The organism is Staphylococcus sp. GDY8P131P (assembly GCF_017891975.1).
Classification (GTDB): Bacteria; Bacillota; Bacilli; order Staphylococcales; family Staphylococcaceae; genus Staphylococcus; species Staphylococcus nepalensis.
In genome coordinates, this window is record NZ_JAESKF010000020.1 from 112059 (window position 1) to 132149 (window position 20091).

Genomic DNA, 20091 nt, shown 5'->3' on the forward strand with positions numbered 1-20091 from the left:
TTGAGGAGGACATTATGAAGAAATTGAAACAATATTGTATTGTGCTTGTGTTGTGTCTGACGGTCTTATCTGGATGTAGTTTACCTGGATTAGGTGGCAACAGCTCAGAAGATGATGTCAAAATTACAGCGCTAGCAACAAGTGAATCACAAATTATGTCTCATATGTTGAGACTGTTAATAGAACATGATACAAACGGTAAGATTAAACCGACACTAATCAACAATTTAGGATCAAGTACGATTCAACACAATGCGTTAGTTAATGGTGACGCTAACATGTCAGGTACAAGATATAATGGTACAGACTTGACTGGCGCATTAAACGAAGATCCGATTAAAGACCCTAAAAAAGCAATGAAAGTAACACAAGATGGTTTCCAAAAGAAATTCGATCAAACATTTTTTGATTCATATGGTTTTGCAAACACATATTCATTTATGGTAACGAAAGAAACTGCAGAAAAATATAATTTAGATACTGTATCAGATTTGAAAAAGCATCCAGAACTTCGACTTGGAGTGGACAGTTCATGGTTAAATCGTAAAGGTGATGGCTATCCAGGGTTTACTCAAGAATATGGATTTAAATTTGACACGATTAGACCAATGCAAATTGGTTTAGTATACGATGCGTTGCATTCAAATAATTTAGAAGTAGCAGTGGGTTATTCCACAGATGGCCGTATTGCAGCTTATGATTTAAAAGTATTAAAAGATGATAGACACTTTTTCCCACCCTATGATGCGAGTGCGGTAGCTACAAATGAATTGTTAGACAAACATCCAGAATTGAAGCCAATTATTGATAAATTAGCTAAGAAAGTATCTACAGATGAAATGCAAAAATTGAATTATCAAGCAGACGGTGAAGGTCAAGAGCCTGCTGTGGTTGCAGAAAAATTCTTGAAAGCACATAATTATTTTGAAGACGATAAGAAAGGTGGTCAAAACTAATGGAAGGTAATTTATTACAGCAATTAGTAGAATATTATTCAGTTAACTATGGCTACCTTTGGGATTTATTTTTAAAACATTTATTAATGTCTGTATATGGTGTATTATTTGCATCCATTGTCGGTATCCCAATTGGTATCGTCATCGCAAGATACAGTAAGTTCTCTGGTTTGATTATTACGATTGCGAATATTATCCAAACAGTTCCAGTCATTGCGATGTTAGCGATTCTTATGTTAGTTATGGGGTTAGGTACGACAACAGTTGTAGTCACAGTCTTCTTATATGCTTTATTACCAATTATAAAAAACACCTATACAGGTATTATGGGTGTAGATGTAAATATTAAAGATGCTGGTAAAGGCATGGGGATGACACGAAACCAAGTGTTGAGAATGATTGAACTACCTTTATCGCTTTCAGTCATTTTAGGTGGATTAAGAATTGCACTTGTAGTAGCAATTGGCGTTGTAGCAGTGGGATCATTTATCGGTGCGCCAACTTTAGGCGATATTGTTATTCGCGGTACAAACGCTACAGATGGTACGACATTTATCTTAGCTGGTGCAATACCTATCGCATTAATTGCTATTTTAATTGATGTAGGTTTAAGATTATTAGAAAAACGCTTAGACCCAGCACACAGAGCAGAGAAAAGAAGTAAACAACAACCACAAACGATTAATGAATAGAAGGTCGTGAAACAGTTGGCAATATTATCGATTAATTATAATTCAAAAACAATAGGCATGCATCATCATTTTATGGTGGTTTTACCAGAAGATGCAAGTTATTTTAACAAAGAAGCACAGCCTAAACCCTTAAAAACTTTATTATTATTACATGGTTTATCAAGTGATGAAACGTCCTATATGCGCTACACCAGTATTGAACGCTATGCGAATGAACATCAACTTGCAGTTATTATGCCTAATGCAGACCATAGCGGTTATAGCAATATGGTATTTGGCCATAAATATTATGATTATATATTAGAAGTGTTTGATTATGTACATCAAATCTTGCCATTATCTCATAAAAGAGAGGATAATTTTATTGCAGGTCATTCTATGGGTGGCTATGGAACAATTAAATATGCTTTAGCTGAGGGCCATCGATTTGCAAAAGCTTGCCCATTATCTGCTGTATTTGATGCTCAGGCATTTATGGATTATAAATGGTACGATTACTCAGGAGAAGCAATCGCTGGCATATCTAAAAATGCAAAGGGCAATGAACTAGACCCATATTATTTAGTTGAACAAGCTATGCAACAACATAAAGCGATACCAGAATTATTGATTATGTGTGGCACAGAAGATGAATTATATGAAGATAATAAGAAATTTATTAATTATTTAGACGAAAAACAAGTGTCATACTTATTTGAAGATGGACCAGGCGCACATGATTATGCTTATTGGGATTATGCGATTAAACGTGCGATTCAATGGTTCGTTGAAGCATAATCATAAAGTGTTATCTTTTTAATTCTAAAATAAAAAGAAGACAATTTTCCAAATTACTGGGAAATTGTCTTCTTTTATGTGAAATGGGTTATTTTAATGTAGCTCTAATGTCATTTAATACGGGATGCTATATTTTGATTAAATGCACAGTACTATAATTATTATCGAAATACAAGGATATAAAGATATATTATTTGAATTTTCTGATAATGGTAAACATATAATACAGATTTATATATTGAATGATCAAAGTAGAGGTATTGTGCTAATGAGATAAAATATTTGGTCACGGTAACTCATAAATAAGATAGTTTATATAAATGTTAAATTTCTTTCTAGGTATATTTATACACTATATGCACTGTTTTTTAGCAATATTAACCACTTAGTGTTATTTTGGATATATTGACTTTTGAAAAATCATTTGTTTTTTTGATAAGTAAAAAGTCATATCTATATTATAGTAATTATTTTAAAAGGGAGAAAAATGTTTTTGTGGTTTGATAGTCAAAGCCACTGATAATAATTACTGCTTGTTTCATGGGGGATTAGGAGGCAAAAAATATATGGAAACAGAACGACCGTTTGAAGGAGATAATCGGCTTCTTCTAGGTATTTTTTTAAGTGTGATCACATTTTGGTTGTTTGCTCAATCACTCGTTAATATTGTTCCCGCACTGCAATCATCTTTTGATACGAACTATGGAACAATTAATGTAGCTGTAAGTTTAACAGCATTATTATGTGGTCTATTTGTCGTTGGTACAGGTGGACTTGCTGATAGGTATGGCAGAGTTAAAATGACTTACATAGGTTTATTTTTAAGTATATTAGGTTCTTTACTTATTATTATACCTGGATTCATTCCATTACTCGTTATTGGGAGAGCCATACAAGGATTATCAGCAGCTTGTATTATGCCTTCAACATTGGCAATTATCAATGAATATTATATTGGTAGAAGGCGCCAACGTGCGTTAAGTTACTGGTCTATAGGTTCATGGGGCGGTACAGGTATCTGCTCATTCTTTGGTGGTATTATGGCTACATTTGTAGGCTGGCGTTCTATATTTATAATATCTATAATCGTAGCATTATTATCTATGTATTTAATGAAACATGCGCCGGAAACGAAAGCAGTTCAAACTGAGCTATCCAAACGTGCCAAATTTGACATCGTAGGATTAATTATACTGATAGTTGCAATGCTGAGTGTCAATCTAATTATTACACAATCTTCAAATTATGGTTTCTTTTCACCGTTTATTTTGATGTTAATTGTGATATTCATCATTTCAATTATTGTATTTATATTATTTGAAAGTAAAATTAAAAACCCATTAATCGATTTCAAGTTGTTTAAACATAAAGCGTATAGTGGTGCTACAGTCTCTAACTTTTTATTGAACGCTGTAGCAGGTACATTAATTGTTGCAAATACGTATTTTCAATCAGGTTTGCATTTCACATCTTTTCAATCAGGTGTAATGACAATCACTTATTTAGTAGCAGTTTTAGTTATGATTCGCGTTGGTGAAAAAGTTCTACAAGCAATCGGTCCCAAAAAACCGATGCTTATAGGGGCAGGGCTGAACGCTATAGGTATTATCTTAATTTCATTAACATTTTTACCGACAACAGTTTATGTTGTTAGTTGTGTGCTGGGTTATTTAATATACGGTATCGGTTTAGGGATGTACGCAACACCTTCAACAGATACAGCTGTCACCACAGCACCAGAAGACAAAGTTGGTGTAGCGTCCGGCGTTTATAAGATGGCGTCATCGCTAGGTAATTCATTTGGTGTAGCTATTTCAGGTACCATATTTAGTATGATGACAGCGAAGCAAAATATTCATGTGGGCGCCATGTATGGTTTATGGTTTAATGCTACACTTGCAATTATTGCGTTTATTGCTGTGTGGTTGCTAGTACCGAAACGCCAATTTAATAATTAAATATAATAAGCTAGCTCGTAAATTGAGCAGAAAAGATGATGCACCCCAAAAGTTGGATGGACAATTTGACTTTGAGGGTGCATTTTTAAATGCATATTATTGATTTAAGGAGGTAGTAATATAATTTTGTGCGGTAAAACTAAGTTAATTGTATATTTTAATGAAAATATTGGTTATCATCTAAGATACATATTATAATTTAGTGAACGTTTACATAGGAGGGGTAAATTTGAAAAATACACTATGGCAAAATGAAAAAGAGCGACTCGCTTTATTAAAACGGCTTGTAAAACATCCAACGGTTACGAATACCCAAGGTGAAAAAACTTTTCCTAGTTTAGTGCACCAATTATTGTCACAACTTAATTATTTTCAAAAAAACTCTGACCATATACAAAAAGTGTTGACTGAAGATGATAAAGAAGCACTCATCGCTTTTTATCATGGTACACGGACAGGTAAAACAATCGTTCTAGTAAGTCATTATGATACAGTAGGGGTATCCGAATTTGGTTTTTCAAAGGATATCGCTTGTGACCCTGATAAATTAGCTTATTATTTTCAACAAAATAAAGGCTATCTAGATGAAGATGCTGTAAATGATTTAATCAGTGGAGATTATTTATTTGGACGCGGAACAATGGATATGAAAGCAGGTTTGATGTTGCACCTGTCATTAATTGAGTTAGCTTCAGTGGAAGCGTGGGATATTAACCTTATATTAGTAACAGTGCCAGATGAGGAAGTACACTCTTCCGGTATGAGAAAAGCAGTAGAAAAACTCGCGGCATTAAAAACTGAATATCATTTGGATATTCAATTACATTTAAACAGTGAGCCTACGTTTCAACAAGCATCTATTGATGACCAACATTACATATATTCAGGGTCAATTGGAAAAATAATGCCTGGTGTGCTTTGTTATGGTAAAGAAACACACGTAGGCCAACCACTTGAAGGATTGAGTTCTAGCTTTATGATGAGTTACATTACGCAAGCACTGGAATATAATACCCAATTAAAAGAGTGCTTTGAAAATGAATCAACGCCTTTGCCTGTTACATTGATGACGAGAGACCTCAAAGATACATATGATGTTCAAACACCTTTTAAAACCATGGGATTATTTAATATATTTTTATTCAAAAAGACTCCGAAAGATATCTATAGCGCTTTTATTAATACTGTGATTACGGCTGTAGAACGTTGTGAATCAGAATGGCTTTCTATATTAGAAGAAGAAAATTATCAATTTGATACGAAAATAAACGTTCTGACTTATGAGCAACTTAAGCAGTATGCAATCAAACGATATGGTGTGGATCATATAAATCAAGTTATAAACCAGACAATCAAAGAAACAAGTGAGTTACATTTACAAAGCGTTAATGTCGTAGATAAATTGATGCAATTATGTAAAAATATTGCGCCTGCTGTTGTAACATTTTTTGCTTCACCATACTACCCTGCGGTTAATACTTCGTATGACGAGGGTATAGAATCAACGATTCATTTAGTCCAAAACACACTGAAAAATCAATTCCAACGTAATAGTGAACGTGTACATTATTTTAATGGTATAAGTGACGCCAGTTATTTGAAGTTTGAAACTGATATGGATGATATGACATTATATGCTCAGAATGCGCCCAATTTTAATCAAACGTATTCAATTCCTTTTGAAGCCATCAAAATGATTAGCGCACCTACATTAATGCTGGGTCCCATCGGTAAAGATGCGCATCAATTAAGTGAACGTTTGCATAAACAAAGTGCATTTGTAGAATTACCAGTTATATTAGAAACTGTTATTAAATCATATATTGAATCATAAAGATTATCATATTTACTGTTTAAGTATAATTCTACTTGTTAGTGGATAAGCTATTACGATATATTATGAAGTATAAATTTAAATATTGGTTTTTAGGGTTAATTTTAAACGGAAAATGGAGTGTCAAATATGGTAGAAGCCTATAAAGATTTTTGGAAAAAATATATAGATTTTCAAGGTAAATCAAATAGATTAGAGTTCTGGACACCAGTATTGATTCATATCATTTTGGTATTTATTGTAGCTATCATAGGCATTATTTGCTTTGTTACAGGGGTGTTTACGGTTGCAGCAATCATATCCGCTATCGTAGGCGTTTTTGTATTAGCGATGATTGTGCCTATGTTTGCAGTCACGTTACGGCGATTTTACGACGCCGGTAGAAAAAGAAGTACTGCTATTTTGCTTATTGGTATAACTATCGTGGTGAATATTTTATTTGATATAATTCAAATCAATAGCATCGCTGTGATACTTAATGTGATTGCGTGGCTTTGTACAATTATATTAATTGTTGAAACTTTACTACCATCACGTCACGTTGGTGAATCAGAACTAAAATGGTTGTAATGTGTTTCCAAACACTTAAATAAATGTGCATCTGTGAACCATTCCGAATGAATATGAGATTAAAGATAGTTGACCGAAACAAAAATGAATTGACGCCTAGCTTAAAAAGCACTACTTTTAAAGCGCCGTATCTAATGAATAACTAATGGATGAAACTAACTTATGAGACTTATTTTTATAGCCATCCATGTATGGACGTATAGACGGAATAAGGAAACCTTTTAATCAATAGGGGTTCTATTTCGTCTATTTTTATATTATTTGTTAAAGATTAAAAATTTTCAACTGAATATTATCAGAAAATTCATTGTATTGAAAAAATGAAACCTTTAATATAAAGAAAAAAGGAGGACAGAAAATGGAATGGCTAAAATTATTAGGTATTTTAATTATCGTATTAGGATTTTTATTTAAAATTGATACAATCGCTGTTATTTTAATAGCCGCGGTGATAACAGGAATTGTATCTGGATTGGATATACACGCAATTCTTGAAACATTAGGTAAAGCATTTGTTGATAATCGTTTAGTAACACTTTTTATCTTAACACTACCTATGGTCGGTTTAATTGAGCGATTTGGCTTAAAGAAGCAAGCTTCGAATATGATAGGCAAAGTAAATAAAGTGACGAGTGGTCGTTTAATGACAATATACTTATTGATAAGAGAGATTGCAGGTGTCGCTTCAATACGTATTGGTGGGCATCCGCAATTTGTTCGTCCACTAATTAACCCAATGGTGCAAGGGGCTTTAAGAACACGTTATAATTTGCAAGAAAATGAAGTAGAACCAGAAGATATTGAAAAAATTAAAGCTCAAACTTCTGCTATGGAAAATTATGGTAATTTCTTTGGACAAAATTTGTTTGTTGGTGCGGCTGGCGTACTCTTAATGGTGGGAACATTTCAATCATTAAATATAAAAGTAAATGCTATAGACCTTGTTCTAGCATCATTACCCATTGCTGTTATCGTTTTTATGATTGTATGGATTAATAATGTAAGGTTTGATAAATATTTAGATAAAAAGTATGGCAACAAGCAGGTGAAACCACATGAGTGATCAAACATTAAATCAGATTTTAGAAATTTTTTACATATTGATTGGCTTACAATTACTTTATACCGCTTATCGTGTACTAAAAGCCACCTCAAATAAAAAGAAATATGGTACAGCATTATTTTGGATTTTATTAGCCATCTTATTTATTGGCGGTCCATATATACCCAATGTTGTTAATGGCATATTTATTTTAGTTATGGGGGCATTAACGCTATGTAAACAAGTCGTTATTAAAAACATTGTAGATGTAAATGATACACAAGGAGATAAAGGTTCGAAAAAATATGGAAATAAATTATTTATACCAGCTATAGTGCTGGCAGTCGCTGCGGTTATTGTTTCAAACTGGACACCATTAGGCGGAGCTATCGGACTAGGAGTGTCTTCTATATTAGGACTCATTGCTGCTTATATAGTCATAAAACCAAATGGAAAGTATGTATTGTATGATAGTGATAGACTAACACAGCAAATTGGTACAGTAGGGATATTGCCACAATTTTTGGCAGCGTTAGGTGTGCTATTTACCGTTAGCGGCGTTGGTGATGTCATTTCCAAAGGGATATCCTCATTTTTGCCCGAGGGAAATCATTTAATAGGTGCTGCGGCCTATGTGATTGGTATGGTACTTTTTACAATGTTGATGGGGAATGCATTTGCTGCTTTTACAGTTATCACAGCAAGTATTGGTGTTCCTTTTGTTATTGCGCAAGGTGGGGATCCAGTTATTGCAGGTGCACTAGCAATGACAGGTGGATTTTGTGGAACGTTATTAACACCGATGGCTGCTAATTTTAATACATTGCCAGTCGCACTATTAGAAATGAAACAAGAATTTGGTGTTATTAAAGCCCAGGCGCCTGTTGCGTTTATATTGATTTTGATTCATATAGGATTGATGTACATTTGGGCTTTTTAAGTAATTTGATGAATATTTAAACAATGAAAGGAGATTTCAAATGATGAAAATTTTAGTAACAGGTTTTGACCCTTTTGGAGGAGATACAATCAATCCAGCATTAGAAGCGGTTAACTTATTACCATACGAGATACAAGGTCATACGATAGAAAAATTAGAAATCCCGACAGTTTTTAACAAAAGTAAAGTAACCATAGAAAATAAACTTAAAGCAACCCATTTTGATATTGTCTTAGCTATAGGGCAAGCTGGTGGTCGATTTGAATTAACACCAGAACGCATAGGTATCAATATAGATGATGCACGTATACCTGATAATGAAGGCAATCAGCCTATAGATGAGATGATACAATCATCAGGTGACGCTGCATATTTTTCTAATTTACCAGTAAAACGTATGACAGAGGCAATTAAAACAGCGGGTGTACCAGCAAGATTATCTAATACAGCAGGTACGTTTGTATGTAATCATATTTTATATCAATTGGGGTTTTTACAAGCAACTCAGTTTCCAAATATTAAATTTGGTTTTATTCATGTCCCTTTTATTCCAGAACAAGTTACAGACAAACCAGGACAACCTTCTATGTCCATTCAAACTATCGCAAAAGGATTGAAAGCTGCGCTTGAATCCATTATTGAATCAGATGAAGATATCAAAGTCGCTCTAGGAGAAACACATTAAGTATACTTTCTAATCAGTTAATGTAATAGAATAGCAGTAAAATCCATCTAGATAACGATTTAATTTAATGTTATTTACAAGTTCTTATTTGAGAGAAAAATATATCCAAAATTAATTTAATAGAAGTTAAGACATGATTTAGAAAAAGGAAAAGGCGTGAGACAGAAAAATACAAGCGCACTAGCGCTTGTATTTTTTTATGTTTTGTTTTTTAAAATAGTTTAATGATCATGTTCTGTTCTTATATAGTCCATACGAATTTCGTTATAAGTTTTTCCAAAGTAAGTCGGTTTCTTATCATCAGTTACCTTAAATCCAATTTGCTCATAAAAATGAATAGCATTTTCATTCTCTTCGACTACCCATAGTGTTACATTATCAGGATAAGACAACTCTAACGCGCGTTGTGTAAGCGCATAGCCAATCATATGACGTTGATACTCTTCTAGTAAATACAGCGCAAATATTTCACTCCAGTCATCCGAAGAAGAAGAGGACTGTGTTTTACCGTAAGATATAAACCCTACGACTTCATTGTCGACAATCGCAACTAAGGTTGGCACATTGTGTAAAAAAGACTGTTTAATAAATTGTTCTTTATCAAGATTTTCTAAGTAATTATTTTTGGAAAGGTGATTGTAGGTTTCTAGCCAACTTTCATAGTGAACAATTGCTTTACCACGCTTATCTGTTTCTGTTAAGGGTCTTATAGTAAATTCCATACAAAACTCCCCCTTTGTCTACCAAATTGAATTTATTATAGCATCAAAAGTTTATAAAAGAAATTTTTTAAATACAAAATGATATTCATTAAAAAATATATAACGGGAACATATTGCTATACTTACTAAGTTATTTTAAGCCTTGTTTTATGCATTTGTTGTTGTAATTGAACCGCTTCTTTTTTGACTAATCTACTATAATATGTATGCGCAAAGTGCATTGTAAAATTAAAAACAACCCGCTAAATGACCAATACAAACCTAGTGCAGCAGCAGAATGTAATGAAATGTACGTAATGAAAATGGGAGAGAGCACCATTAATATATAGTGAGTTTTTCTTTGGTCTTTAGGATAATGTATTGTATTCACGAGAGGTTGAACAAAATAAATAAGTGCTGCGATGAATGACATCCATAAATTAGGTTTCGTTAAATCGAACCATAAAAAATATGGAAAACGGTCAATACCACCATTACTAGGGAACTTTAGTGTAATAATAAGACCAAATAATATTGGGAATTGGGTTAAAATAGGTAAGCAACCAATGAGGCCTTTCAATGGATTGATACCATATTGCTTGTAAGTAGTGATAAGTTTTTTGTTAGCTTCGCGTTTGTCTTCTTGTGTTTGTGCCTCATTTAAATGTTGTTTGATAACATCTACCTGTGGTTGAACTATTTTTGTTTTTTCTCTCATCAGATGCATATTTTTAACTTGGATTAACATAAAGGGCATTAAAAATAGTCGGATAATCAGAACAATAGCAATGATGACTATACCATAGTTATTAACAAACAAATGACCTAGCCCATGCAAAAGTGTATCAAGAGATCTAACAAAAATATAATAAACGATGGTTCTCTTCTTGATTTGAATAACCACAAGCAGTTAAACATAAAGACAGACCCATTAAGGCTGTCCATTTTCTATTCATAAAAAATACCTTCCAATCTGCAATGTAATAAACTTAACTTTAACACAATTGTATGTAATTTTTAATCGTTTCCAAAGTAGCTTTAAGGGTGTTTTTAGAAAAAGAAATATATTTTATATAAAATGCAAATTGTTAAGATTGAGAGAAAAACGAAATATTTAATGAATAAACTGGAGTTATGTCATAATGAAATTGTTACAATAAATAAGGAATGTGATAATTATGCAAATAGGGGTCATTTCTGATTTACATGTAGATAGACATAATCAATTAACACCGAAAGACTATCAAGCAGCTTTAGTTCGTATCATACAAAAACGACAAATTGAATTACTATTGATTGCCGGAGATGTGTCAAATCATTATCAACGAACGAAACAATTTATAGAAAATATTGAAATAAACGCGCAAATAAAAGTGTTATTTATCCCGGGGAATCATGATTTTTGGTCAGCAGAAACTGGGATTACATCATCTGAAATTTTAGATACTTATATTAAAATGGATAATTGTTTAATTGATCAACCCTATGTTGTCAATGATGAATGGGCCATTGTTGGTAATACAGGTTGGTATGATTATACGTATGCCAATTCTAAATTTTCATTGGAACGGCTTGCACGAAGAAAGTATTATGGTGCTACTTGGCAAGATAAAGTGAAAATAGATTGGCCAATGGAAGATAGAAAATTATCAGCTATAGCTGCTAAACAAACAATTAAAGATATTGAAAAAGTAAAACACAAAAAAATTATATTAATGACCCATATTGTTACACATCCTAAATTTGCTGTCCCTATGCCACATAGGATATTCGATTATTTTAATGCATTTATAGGTACATCAGATTTTAATAGTATTTATACAAGTTATGATATCAAGTACAGTATTATGGGCCATGTTCATTTTAGAAATACATTTGAAGAAAATGGCGTGACGTATATTTGCCCTTGTTTAGGGTATCAACGAGAGTGGCGTACGTCTGATATAGAGCAAGAGATTGATCAGGCTATGCATCAAATTGTGATTGATTAATGGGTGTTTTGTTTTAATTACTTTTATTGAAAATGTAGGCTCATGCGACCAGGTGTGTTGTAACTTGCTTCTAGTTTTTCTTTTTTAATTTTAATAATTTGGTATTTATTTGGAAAAATAGCAGGGAATATAATTGATTTTTTTAATCTTGACCATAATGGATCGATATAATAATAATGATGTTTATCATAACCAATAAGTACTGTGACATGAATATTAGAGACTAATTTCTGAGATTGATTGTCAAATTTAAAAGTGCGTTTAAATGGTTTACGGCCTAAAACAGTGTGATAAATGATAACAGGTTGGCCATGATCAAGCGTGTCACATAATGTTTTAAGTGATTGACCCGTACTGTCAATCATACGCGCATCATATTTTTGTAAATATGGAACTAAAGCATTTGGAAAGATTGTTTGGTGGTAGCCGCGTTTAACCCATAAATGATGGCCTACATAACCTTTGTACGGATTATTATCATGTTTAGGCCAATGTTTCATAATATGGGAGGCGAGCACATTATGATTGTTGAATTGTAATATCATTGCGCATGCGATACCTTCACATCCCATAATCATTGGGATTGGAAATAGTTGACTGATTGGTTTAACTGCTAATATTTTTTTGTTCATAATGAGTGACTCCTGTTTCAATTTATGAGTAACAATTAACTCTAGTTAATATTTTTATTATATATCTATTGCCGTGAAGCGCCTATAAAGTTGCTTAGCATATTGTTAATATTAGAAATTATTTTATAAATTTAGTTATAATAACCAAAAGGGGTTGGAAGAGATGAAATATAGAATAGAAACAATATCAAAAACGTCAGTTATAGGTGTTCAAAAAGAATATATAACTGGGCAAAAAGCACAAGAAAATATTTTTAAATTCTGGATGGAATTCGAAGCAGCAGGCCATAAAGATCAGTTAAAACTTCAAAGCAATCGTCATTTAGACGGCTTGTTAGGCGTCTTTACACCCAAGGCCAATGGAGAGATGCATTATTTAATCGGTGTAACGAATGAGGAAGCGCAGAATAATTGGCAACAAGTTGATTTAGCTGAAGGAAGGTACCTTGTCTTTGACGCAAAAGGACCGGTTCCAGAGTCAATAAAACGAGCGATGCAAACCATTAACAGAGATATCTTACATACTTTAGATTATGAATTGAGAAACGCACCTTTTTTTGAATTATATAAATCAGGTGATGTAAATTCAGAAGCATATGTTACAGAAATTTGGTTGCCTATTTTGTAACAAATGATGTTAATAGAGTAGATAAAATTCAATCAAGAGATATAAAAAAGAACAGGGTAAAGAACACATTTTCTAAAAATTGTTCGCCCTGTTCTTTCATTTAAATGATTAAAATAAGATATCTATTTTAATTGTTTATTAAATAAAATAGATTTAAAGACAATTTCTAAACAAATAATGAGTATAGCAGTTATAACTAAAATAGTGATATATGGTAAAACACTGTATTCGCCTTGTAAACCAACAAGTGGTGACATTATGCCGCCAAGTATAAACTGGAATAAACCTAAAAGGCTTGAGGCATTACCACTACCGCCCGTTCGTGATTCCATCGCTAGGGCAAAACTTAAAGGCCCTATGCCTGTTACAGGACACACGTTTAAAAAGAATGCAATAATTAACACCCACAATGGTAGATGAAGTGTTAAAGTTACAATGATTAGTATGACGCCCACTATTTGAATTGTTGTCAAAATAATTAACAATAGATATCTATTCATATATGCAACCAATTTTGCTGTAAGTTGACTCATAATGATTAGCCCAACGCCGTTAAATGCAAATAAATAGCTGAATTGTTGAGGAGTCATGTCGTAAATTTTCTGTGTAATAAACGGTCCTGCAGCTGAAAAGCTAAATAACATGACGTATGTTAAGCCTTGTAAAACCATTGGAATAATAAATGCAGGTTTTTTAAATAAGGCACCGAAGTCTTTAAAGATAGCACTAAAATTCAATTTAGAGAGATTTGTTTTATGTGTTTCTTCTAAATGCAACATTGATAATATCAATATGATGATACTCACTACAGTTAAAATTAAAAATATGGCTTTCCAATTGGATATGGTTAATGCATAGCCACCTATAATTGGAGCAATAATTGTAATAATGCCATTGATCACAAGTAAAGAGGCAAGTCCTTTAGCTAAAGCCTTACCTTCATGTTGGTCGCCCATTGTCGCTTTAGCGATAACAATAGCGCCTCCCCCAGTTAAGCCTTGAAATAGTCGCAATAGAAGTAAAAGGCTCATAGAGGTTGTAAAAACGGCAAATAATGAGGCAATGGCATAGATTGAAATAATGATTAAAGCCATTTTTTTACGTCCATATGCGTCAGATAGGGGACCGAAGATAAATTGACCGATAGCGAGTCCAATCATCGCAAATGATAAAGTGAGTTGAACCTGCGATACAGAAGTATTAAAATCACTTTGCACATTTGGTAATGAAGGTACATACATATCTATAGTTAAAGGTCCAAACGTAGTCATTATACCCAACACAATAATGACCATGGTTGGTAATTGACGATTTGAAATTTTGTCCATGTTTGAAACTCCTTTGAAATTGTCTCTAATCCCTTATTATAAACATGTTAAGTCATTTTGTAACTATTGTTTTGAATTTAAGTTCATGATGAGCCTAATATGATGAGAGACGTGGATTGGTTATATGGTAAGTGGATGGTTTATATCACACACGACATACATTTTTATGGTAAAGTATGATACTAGATAATACATGTAATTTTATATTTTGATAGTAATCATCCGAAATAATTTGGAATTTACTAAGGAGTAAAATAATGAATTTAACTAAAACGCACTATGAAGTTATTAAATTTGTAATTGTAGGTGGCATGAACACTTTTAATTATTATATCGTTTATCTTTGTTTATTGAAATTACTAGACTTGAATTATTTAGTTAGTCATATAAGCGGCTTTATCATCAGTTTTATTATTTCATATTATTTAAATTGTTACTTTGTTTATAAAGTAACGCCAACGTGGAGGAAATTTTTGAAATTTCCATTAACGCAAGTGGTCAATATGGGGATGCAAACTTTATTATTATATATTTTTGTTCAATGGTTTAGCATTTCATCAGTTATAGCCCCTTTTGCAGGGTTGGTTATCACAATACCAGTTACATTTTTACTCTCTAAATATATTTTAAGAGACTAATAAAGGACGTATAGAATCTAAACAGTATGCGAACAATGGAAGGCTTCATAGATGCAATAAAAGATAAGGTACAATGGTAACGACATTTAAATATTAAAACGGCCGGCGGGGTAATGAGATCTATTTAGAACAATTGATTTCGGCTCCGCTTATTTTTTATTCTCACTCAATATTATAATTAATATTAGGAAAGGCTAAAAAAATAATTAGTGTTTTTATATTAAATAATTTTTGAATAAAAATTGTTGTAAATATGCTGGTGATAAGTCATAATGAGTATTCAATAATGTTGAAGGTGGAAATAAAGATGAGTCAAAATGAAAAATTGAAAACAGCTCAAAAAGGAGCGTTTTTAAGTTTAACCGTTTATGTCATATTATCAATCATTAAATTTATAGTAGGCTATTTATATAATTCAGCGGCTGTTAAAGCAGATAGTTTAAATAATATGACGGATATTATTGTGTCATTAGCAGTGATTATCGGTTTAAAAATCTCTATTAAACCTGCAGATAAAAACCATCCATATGGTCATTTGAAATCTGAAAATATTTCATCATTACTTGTTTCGTTTATTATAATGTTTGTCGGTATTCAGGTTATTATAGAAAATGCCCCAGAGTTATTGACTGACGAGCATGAAACGCCTAATATTATAAACATTTACGTCAGTGTCATTAGTGGTTTGATTATGCTGGCTGTATTTTACATTAACCAAAGCATTGCTAATCATACAAAAAGTAGCTCATTGAATTCTGCAGCTAAAGATAATTTATCAGATGCGTTAGTGAGTATAGGGACAGCAATTGGTTTAGTGTTCACGCAATTTGGTTTTCCTATTTTTGATACGATATTAGCTATTATTTTAGGTTTACTTATTATATATACAGGTTTTGGTATTTTCAAAGAGTCTATCTTTACATTAAGTGATGGTTTTAATGAGCAAGAGTTAGAGGCTTATCGAAATTATGTATTAGAAATTGAAGAAGTGATAGATGTTCAAAATATTAAAGGCCGTTATCATGGAAGTAGTATCTTTGTAGATGTGACCATTGTGGTTGAATCTAATATATCCCTAGAAGAAGCGCATCAAATTTGCGATAAAGTAGAACAACATATGCATAGTAAGGGTATATCTTCAGTTTATGTTCACCCAGAACCCAGATCAATTCAGTAGAATAAATAACTAAAATTTTATATAAAAAGCGATGTAAGCATCTAATATGATAGACACTTACATCGCTTTTTTTTAGCAAAAAAAATATATAATGAGGGGTAAATTCACTATTTATGTTTTTACCACCAGCCGTTTGCAACGCGAAATTCAATTGCTGCATCGATTGAGCCATAACGGTCTTCAGCATATTGAATCATCCCTTTAGTTTGCTCTGTTACTGAACCAGTACCCCAAGCTTCTTTAGTTTGTCCTAAACCTCTGTAGCCTAATTCATTTACGGCATCCGGATTACCGCTTGATTCTGGCATTACAATATGATCCCATAATGCTTTTGTACCGCCTGCAGCAATAAATTCACTATAAACACCATTGTTTGCTTGTGTTGTTTCTGCAGCATCAGCTATAGATGCGTTTGAGTTTAGGCCAACTCCAGTTGTAGCGATAGTAATTGATGCAAAAGAAGCTAATAATAATTTTTTCATTGAGAAAAATCCTCCTATTAATTTTTTGTTTGAATGAATTATACTTTGTTTAATTATTGATTTTTTGTGTTAAAAAAATGACATCTTGTTTTATTAATATGTTGTTTCTTATTCAACGATTTCAACTATAACATCATTAGATAGGCTATAGGTTACAGTTAAATAAAAATAAAATGTCATTTATGAATAAAAGAATACAATTATTTCAAAATACAGTGTAAATTGTTATAATTTTAATATATAGAGTGACGATTTAAATAGAAATAAGCGTCATATAAATATTTTTAAGCTTTTTTTAATATGATTGATTGTAACGGTTTTGTAAATGTAGTAAGTAATATCATTTTAATTAATGGAAAGAAGGAATAGTATGCCAAAGTTAATTTTATGTAGACACGGTCAAAGCGTGTGGAATGCAGAGAATCTCTTTACAGGTTGGGCAGATGTTGATTTATCTGAGCAAGGGAGAACCGAAGCAATAACTTCAGGTAAAAAAATAAAAGACCAAGGTATCGCAATTGATGTTGTATTTACTTCATTATTACAACGTGCTATTAAAACAACCTATCATCTATTAGATGAATCTCATCAATTATTTATCCCTATCGTTAAAACTTGGAGACTAAATGAGCGTCACTATGGTGGGTTACAAGGTTTGAATAAAGATAAAGCAAGAGAAAAATTTGGAGAAGAACAAGTGCATACGTGGAGACGTTCATATGATGTAGCGCCACCTAATCAAAGTGAACAACAAAGAAATGACTATTTAAATGATCGAAAATATGAACACTTAGATAGAAGAGTGATGCCAGAATCTGAAAGTTTAAAAGATACGCTCGTTAGAGTTATACCTTATTGGAATGATCAAATATCACAACAATTATTAGATGGTAAGACTGTCTTAGTTTCTGCCCATGGTAATTCACTGCGAGCGTTAATTAAATATATAGAAGACGTTTCCGATGAAGATATAGTAGGGTATGAAATTAAAACGGGTGCACCATTGATTTATGAACTTACAGATGACTTAAAAGTAATCGATAAGTACTATTTATAATTATCATAAGATATCTATTTTTAAAATAAAGTTTAAGTATCGCATTAATATAGTAACTTAAACGGTATAATAAGTGACTGATTTCTCAATACACCTATTTTTATGTGTTTTAGAAATCAAGTCACCATTGAGAAGCGGAATGACGAAATCAAAGGTAATTGTTTTTGGTTTTGAAATTTCGCTCTTTTTATTTATTTCGCTTATGTTGCTGGATAATTTTACGGGCACGTTTTCTTGTTTTGATATTTGGACTGTTGAGATTACGACGTGCTGTTTGTAAATCTAATTTCATAATAAGTTCCTCCTTTATCTAAAGTTATTATGCAAGATAAAATCAAAAAAGTAAATAGTAATTATTACGATTTGCAAAGGTGCATCTATTTTTTAACTTAAACAGCATCAAATTAAACCAAAAATTTCAAGTTTTTTTAATGCTAAATACATATAAAATAGGTATAATGCAGAAATGCGACTAACATAAGTTGATAAATTTTTAAAATATAGGAGTAAGAAAATGGATAAGAAAACAAAAATTATAATGATTTTGATGATGTTGTGTGGTGGTTTTTTTGGGTTATTAAACGAAACGCTATTAACAACAGCATTACCTAGTATAATGAGAGATTTTAAAATAGATTATACGCAAGTACAATGGCTTACAACAGCTTTTCTATTAACGAACGGTGTTGTTATTCCATTGTCAGCGATGATTATCCAAAGATTTTCAACAAGAAAGGTATTTTTAACTGCAATATTTATATTTTTTATAGGAACAATCATTGCAGGATTTAGCCCAAACTTTACTATTTTATTAAGTGCAAGAATTGTTCAAGCGCTTGGTTCCGGAATTATGATGCCTTTGATGATGACGACCATTTTAGATATATTTGAACCGCATGAAAGAGGTAAATATATGGGGACATTTGGTTTGGTTATAGGTTTAGCGCCAGCTATTGGCCCAACGCTATCAGGCTACCTTGTAGAATATTTTAACTGGCGTTCATTGTTCCATGTAGTAGCACCGATTGCGGCACTTACATTTATTGGTGCACTTAAATTCGTGAAAAATGTTGGAACGAATCGTAAGACACCTATTGATGTTTTCTCCATTATCTTATCAGTTATAGGATTTGGCGGTTTACTCTATGGTACAAGTTCAATTTCACGTGATGGATGGAATGATCCTGTTGTATTAACAACTGTAATAGGTGGCATTATTTTAGTGGCCCTCTTTATCTTGCGTCAAACGCGTTTAGACAATCCATTACTTGATTTTTCAGTATTTAAAGATAGCCAATTTGCGATAGGTATTATTATTATGGCCTTCACTATGATTTCAATGATTGGTTCTGAAACAGTATTGCCAATGTTTGTACAGAATATTATGAATGATTCTGCACTTCAGTCAGGTTTAATATTATTACCAGGAGCCATTGTTATGGGTATTATGTCAGTGATTTCTGGTTTGTTATATGAAAAATACGGTGCTAAATTATTGGCATTTATTGGTATGTTTATCGTAGTAATTACAACGTCTTATTTTGTAATAATGGATGAACAGACATCATCAGCATTATTAGCAACTGTGTATGCAATTCGTATGATTGGTATAGCGCTTGGGTTAATGCCACTGATGACACATACTATGAACCAACTTTCACCAGAGATGAATGCACATGGCTCTTCAATGACCAATACTGTACAACAGATTTCAGCTTCTATTGGTACAGCAGGTCTAATAACGATTATGAGCCAAGTTGCTAAGAACTATACGCCAGATATGTCTGATTTTAAGGATATGGGCCAAAAGGAAATGGCAGCAGAGGTCCAACATCAAGCGTTATTAAGTGGTTATCATGGCGCATTTTGGTTTGCAGTCATTATATCCATCTTGAGTTTGATTAGTGTGTTTATGTTGAAAAGCAAACGACAAATTAGATTAGAAGAGGACAAAAATTAATAATCTAAACACAGTTATATTTTGTTTCTATTTTTGTAGAAAC

Annotated in this window: 20 protein-coding genes and 1 pseudogene; 15 read left to right on the plus strand and 6 right to left on the minus strand. The window is 32.4% G+C overall.

Going from position 1 to position 20091, the window contains the following annotated elements; translation table 11 throughout:
* Window positions 1-14: 14 nt before the first annotated feature.
* The 9 genes from KA894_RS13260 (at window position 15) to pcp (ending at window position 9454) form a co-directional block, all read left to right on the plus strand.
* Window positions 15-956, plus strand: coding sequence for an osmoprotectant ABC transporter substrate-binding protein (locus tag KA894_RS13260; RefSeq protein ID WP_096808489.1), 942 nt, complete (start codon window positions 15-17; stop codon window positions 954-956).
* Entirely contained in the window at window positions 956-1648 is a 693-nt protein-coding gene (locus KA894_RS13265) for an ABC transporter permease (protein ID WP_096808490.1), read from the plus strand. Before KA894_RS13260 ends, KA894_RS13265 begins: the two co-directional genes overlap by 1 nt.
* Window positions 1649-1663: 15 nt before the next feature.
* Entirely contained in the window at window positions 1664-2425 is a 762-nt protein-coding gene (locus KA894_RS13270) for an alpha/beta hydrolase (protein WP_103372830.1), read from the plus strand.
* 566 nt (window positions 2426-2991) lie between these two features.
* Complete coding sequence (locus tag KA894_RS13275; protein WP_103372829.1) at window positions 2992-4383, plus strand: MFS transporter; 1392 nt, start codon at window positions 2992-2994, stop codon at window positions 4381-4383.
* Window positions 4384-4612: 229 nt separating this feature from the next.
* On the plus strand, window positions 4613-6217 hold the full coding sequence (locus tag KA894_RS13280; RefSeq protein WP_119488156.1) for a M20/M25/M40 family metallo-hydrolase: 1605 nt from the start codon (window positions 4613-4615) through the stop codon (window positions 6215-6217).
* Window positions 6218-6346: 129 nt separating this feature from the next.
* Window positions 6347-6787, plus strand: coding sequence for a DUF805 domain-containing protein (locus KA894_RS13285; protein WP_096808494.1), 441 nt, complete (start codon window positions 6347-6349; stop codon window positions 6785-6787).
* A 358-nt stretch (window positions 6788-7145) separates the two neighbouring features.
* Window positions 7146-7850 carry a DUF969 domain-containing protein gene (locus KA894_RS13290; protein WP_119488157.1) on the plus strand — a complete coding sequence of 235 codons (705 nt, stop codon included), beginning with the start codon at window positions 7146-7148 and terminating at the stop codon, window positions 7848-7850.
* Entirely contained in the window at window positions 7843-8769 is a 927-nt protein-coding gene (locus tag KA894_RS13295) for a DUF979 domain-containing protein (protein ID WP_115341961.1), read from the plus strand. Before KA894_RS13290 ends, KA894_RS13295 begins: the two co-directional genes overlap by 8 nt.
* A gap of 43 nt (window positions 8770-8812) precedes the next feature.
* Window positions 8813-9454, plus strand: a complete 642-nt coding sequence (pcp, locus tag KA894_RS13300; RefSeq protein ID WP_119488158.1) for a pyroglutamyl-peptidase I — start codon at window positions 8813-8815, stop codon at window positions 9452-9454.
* A 221-nt stretch (window positions 9455-9675) separates the two neighbouring features.
* Here pcp and KA894_RS13305 read toward each other — a convergent pair whose 3' ends face one another.
* Together KA894_RS13305 and yidC are read right to left on the minus strand one after the other, a co-directional pair.
* A complete protein-coding gene (locus tag KA894_RS13305) occupies window positions 9676-10176 on the minus strand; it encodes a GNAT family N-acetyltransferase (protein WP_096808498.1) in 501 nt (166 codons plus the stop codon).
* A 125-nt stretch (window positions 10177-10301) separates the two neighbouring features.
* Window positions 10302-11111, minus strand: a pseudogene (yidC, locus tag KA894_RS13310) (membrane protein insertase YidC).
* Window positions 11112-11333: 222 nt separating this feature from the next.
* On the opposite strand from yidC, the gene KA894_RS13315 reads away from it, so the two are divergent.
* The gene (locus KA894_RS13315; RefSeq protein WP_096808499.1) at window positions 11334-12146 is read left to right on the plus strand and encodes a metallophosphoesterase; all 813 of its coding nucleotides are present in this window, start codon (window positions 11334-11336) and stop codon (window positions 12144-12146) included.
* 23 nt (window positions 12147-12169) lie between these two features.
* On the opposite strand, the gene KA894_RS13320 is transcribed toward KA894_RS13315, so the two are convergent.
* The gene (locus KA894_RS13320; RefSeq protein ID WP_096808500.1) at window positions 12170-12778 is read right to left on the minus strand and encodes a C39 family peptidase; all 609 of its coding nucleotides are present in this window, start codon (window positions 12776-12778) and stop codon (window positions 12170-12172) included.
* Between the two features lie 163 nt (window positions 12779-12941).
* On the opposite strand from KA894_RS13320, the gene KA894_RS13325 reads away from it, so the two are divergent.
* The gene (locus KA894_RS13325; protein WP_096823759.1) at window positions 12942-13406 is read left to right on the plus strand and encodes a GyrI-like domain-containing protein; all 465 of its coding nucleotides are present in this window, start codon (window positions 12942-12944) and stop codon (window positions 13404-13406) included.
* A gap of 122 nt (window positions 13407-13528) precedes the next feature.
* On the opposite strand, the gene KA894_RS13330 is transcribed toward KA894_RS13325, so the two are convergent.
* The gene (locus tag KA894_RS13330) at window positions 13529-14734 is read right to left on the minus strand and encodes a putative multidrug effflux MFS transporter TcaB (RefSeq protein WP_096808501.1); all 1206 of its coding nucleotides are present in this window, start codon (window positions 14732-14734) and stop codon (window positions 13529-13531) included.
* Window positions 14735-14991: 257 nt separating this feature from the next.
* Between KA894_RS13330 and KA894_RS13335 the strand changes: the two genes are divergently transcribed.
* Complete coding sequence (locus KA894_RS13335) at window positions 14992-15372, plus strand: GtrA family protein (RefSeq protein WP_103372825.1); 381 nt, start codon at window positions 14992-14994, stop codon at window positions 15370-15372.
* A gap of 307 nt (window positions 15373-15679) precedes the next feature.
* On the plus strand, window positions 15680-16549 hold the full coding sequence (locus KA894_RS13340; protein ID WP_096808503.1) for a cation diffusion facilitator family transporter: 870 nt from the start codon (window positions 15680-15682) through the stop codon (window positions 16547-16549).
* A 119-nt stretch (window positions 16550-16668) separates the two neighbouring features.
* Here the strand turns inward: KA894_RS13340 and KA894_RS13345 are convergent, their stop codons facing one another.
* Window positions 16669-17031, minus strand: a complete 363-nt coding sequence (locus KA894_RS13345; protein ID WP_115341963.1) for an aggregation-promoting factor C-terminal-like domain-containing protein — start codon at window positions 17029-17031, stop codon at window positions 16669-16671.
* 370 nt (window positions 17032-17401) lie between these two features.
* Here KA894_RS13345 and KA894_RS13350 point away from each other — a divergent pair, with 370 nt between their 5' ends.
* The gene (locus tag KA894_RS13350; protein WP_096808505.1) at window positions 17402-18088 is read left to right on the plus strand and encodes a 2,3-diphosphoglycerate-dependent phosphoglycerate mutase; all 687 of its coding nucleotides are present in this window, start codon (window positions 17402-17404) and stop codon (window positions 18086-18088) included.
* 187 nt (window positions 18089-18275) lie between these two features.
* Here KA894_RS13350 and KA894_RS13355 read toward each other — a convergent pair whose 3' ends face one another.
* Window positions 18276-18380, minus strand: coding sequence for a putative metal homeostasis protein (locus tag KA894_RS13355; protein WP_017722768.1), 105 nt, complete (start codon window positions 18378-18380; stop codon window positions 18276-18278).
* Window positions 18381-18602: 222 nt separating this feature from the next.
* Here KA894_RS13355 and KA894_RS13360 point away from each other — a divergent pair, with 222 nt between their 5' ends.
* Window positions 18603-20048, plus strand: coding sequence for an MDR family MFS transporter (locus KA894_RS13360; RefSeq protein ID WP_096808506.1), 1446 nt, complete (start codon window positions 18603-18605; stop codon window positions 20046-20048).
* Window positions 20049-20091: the final 43 nt, after the last annotated feature.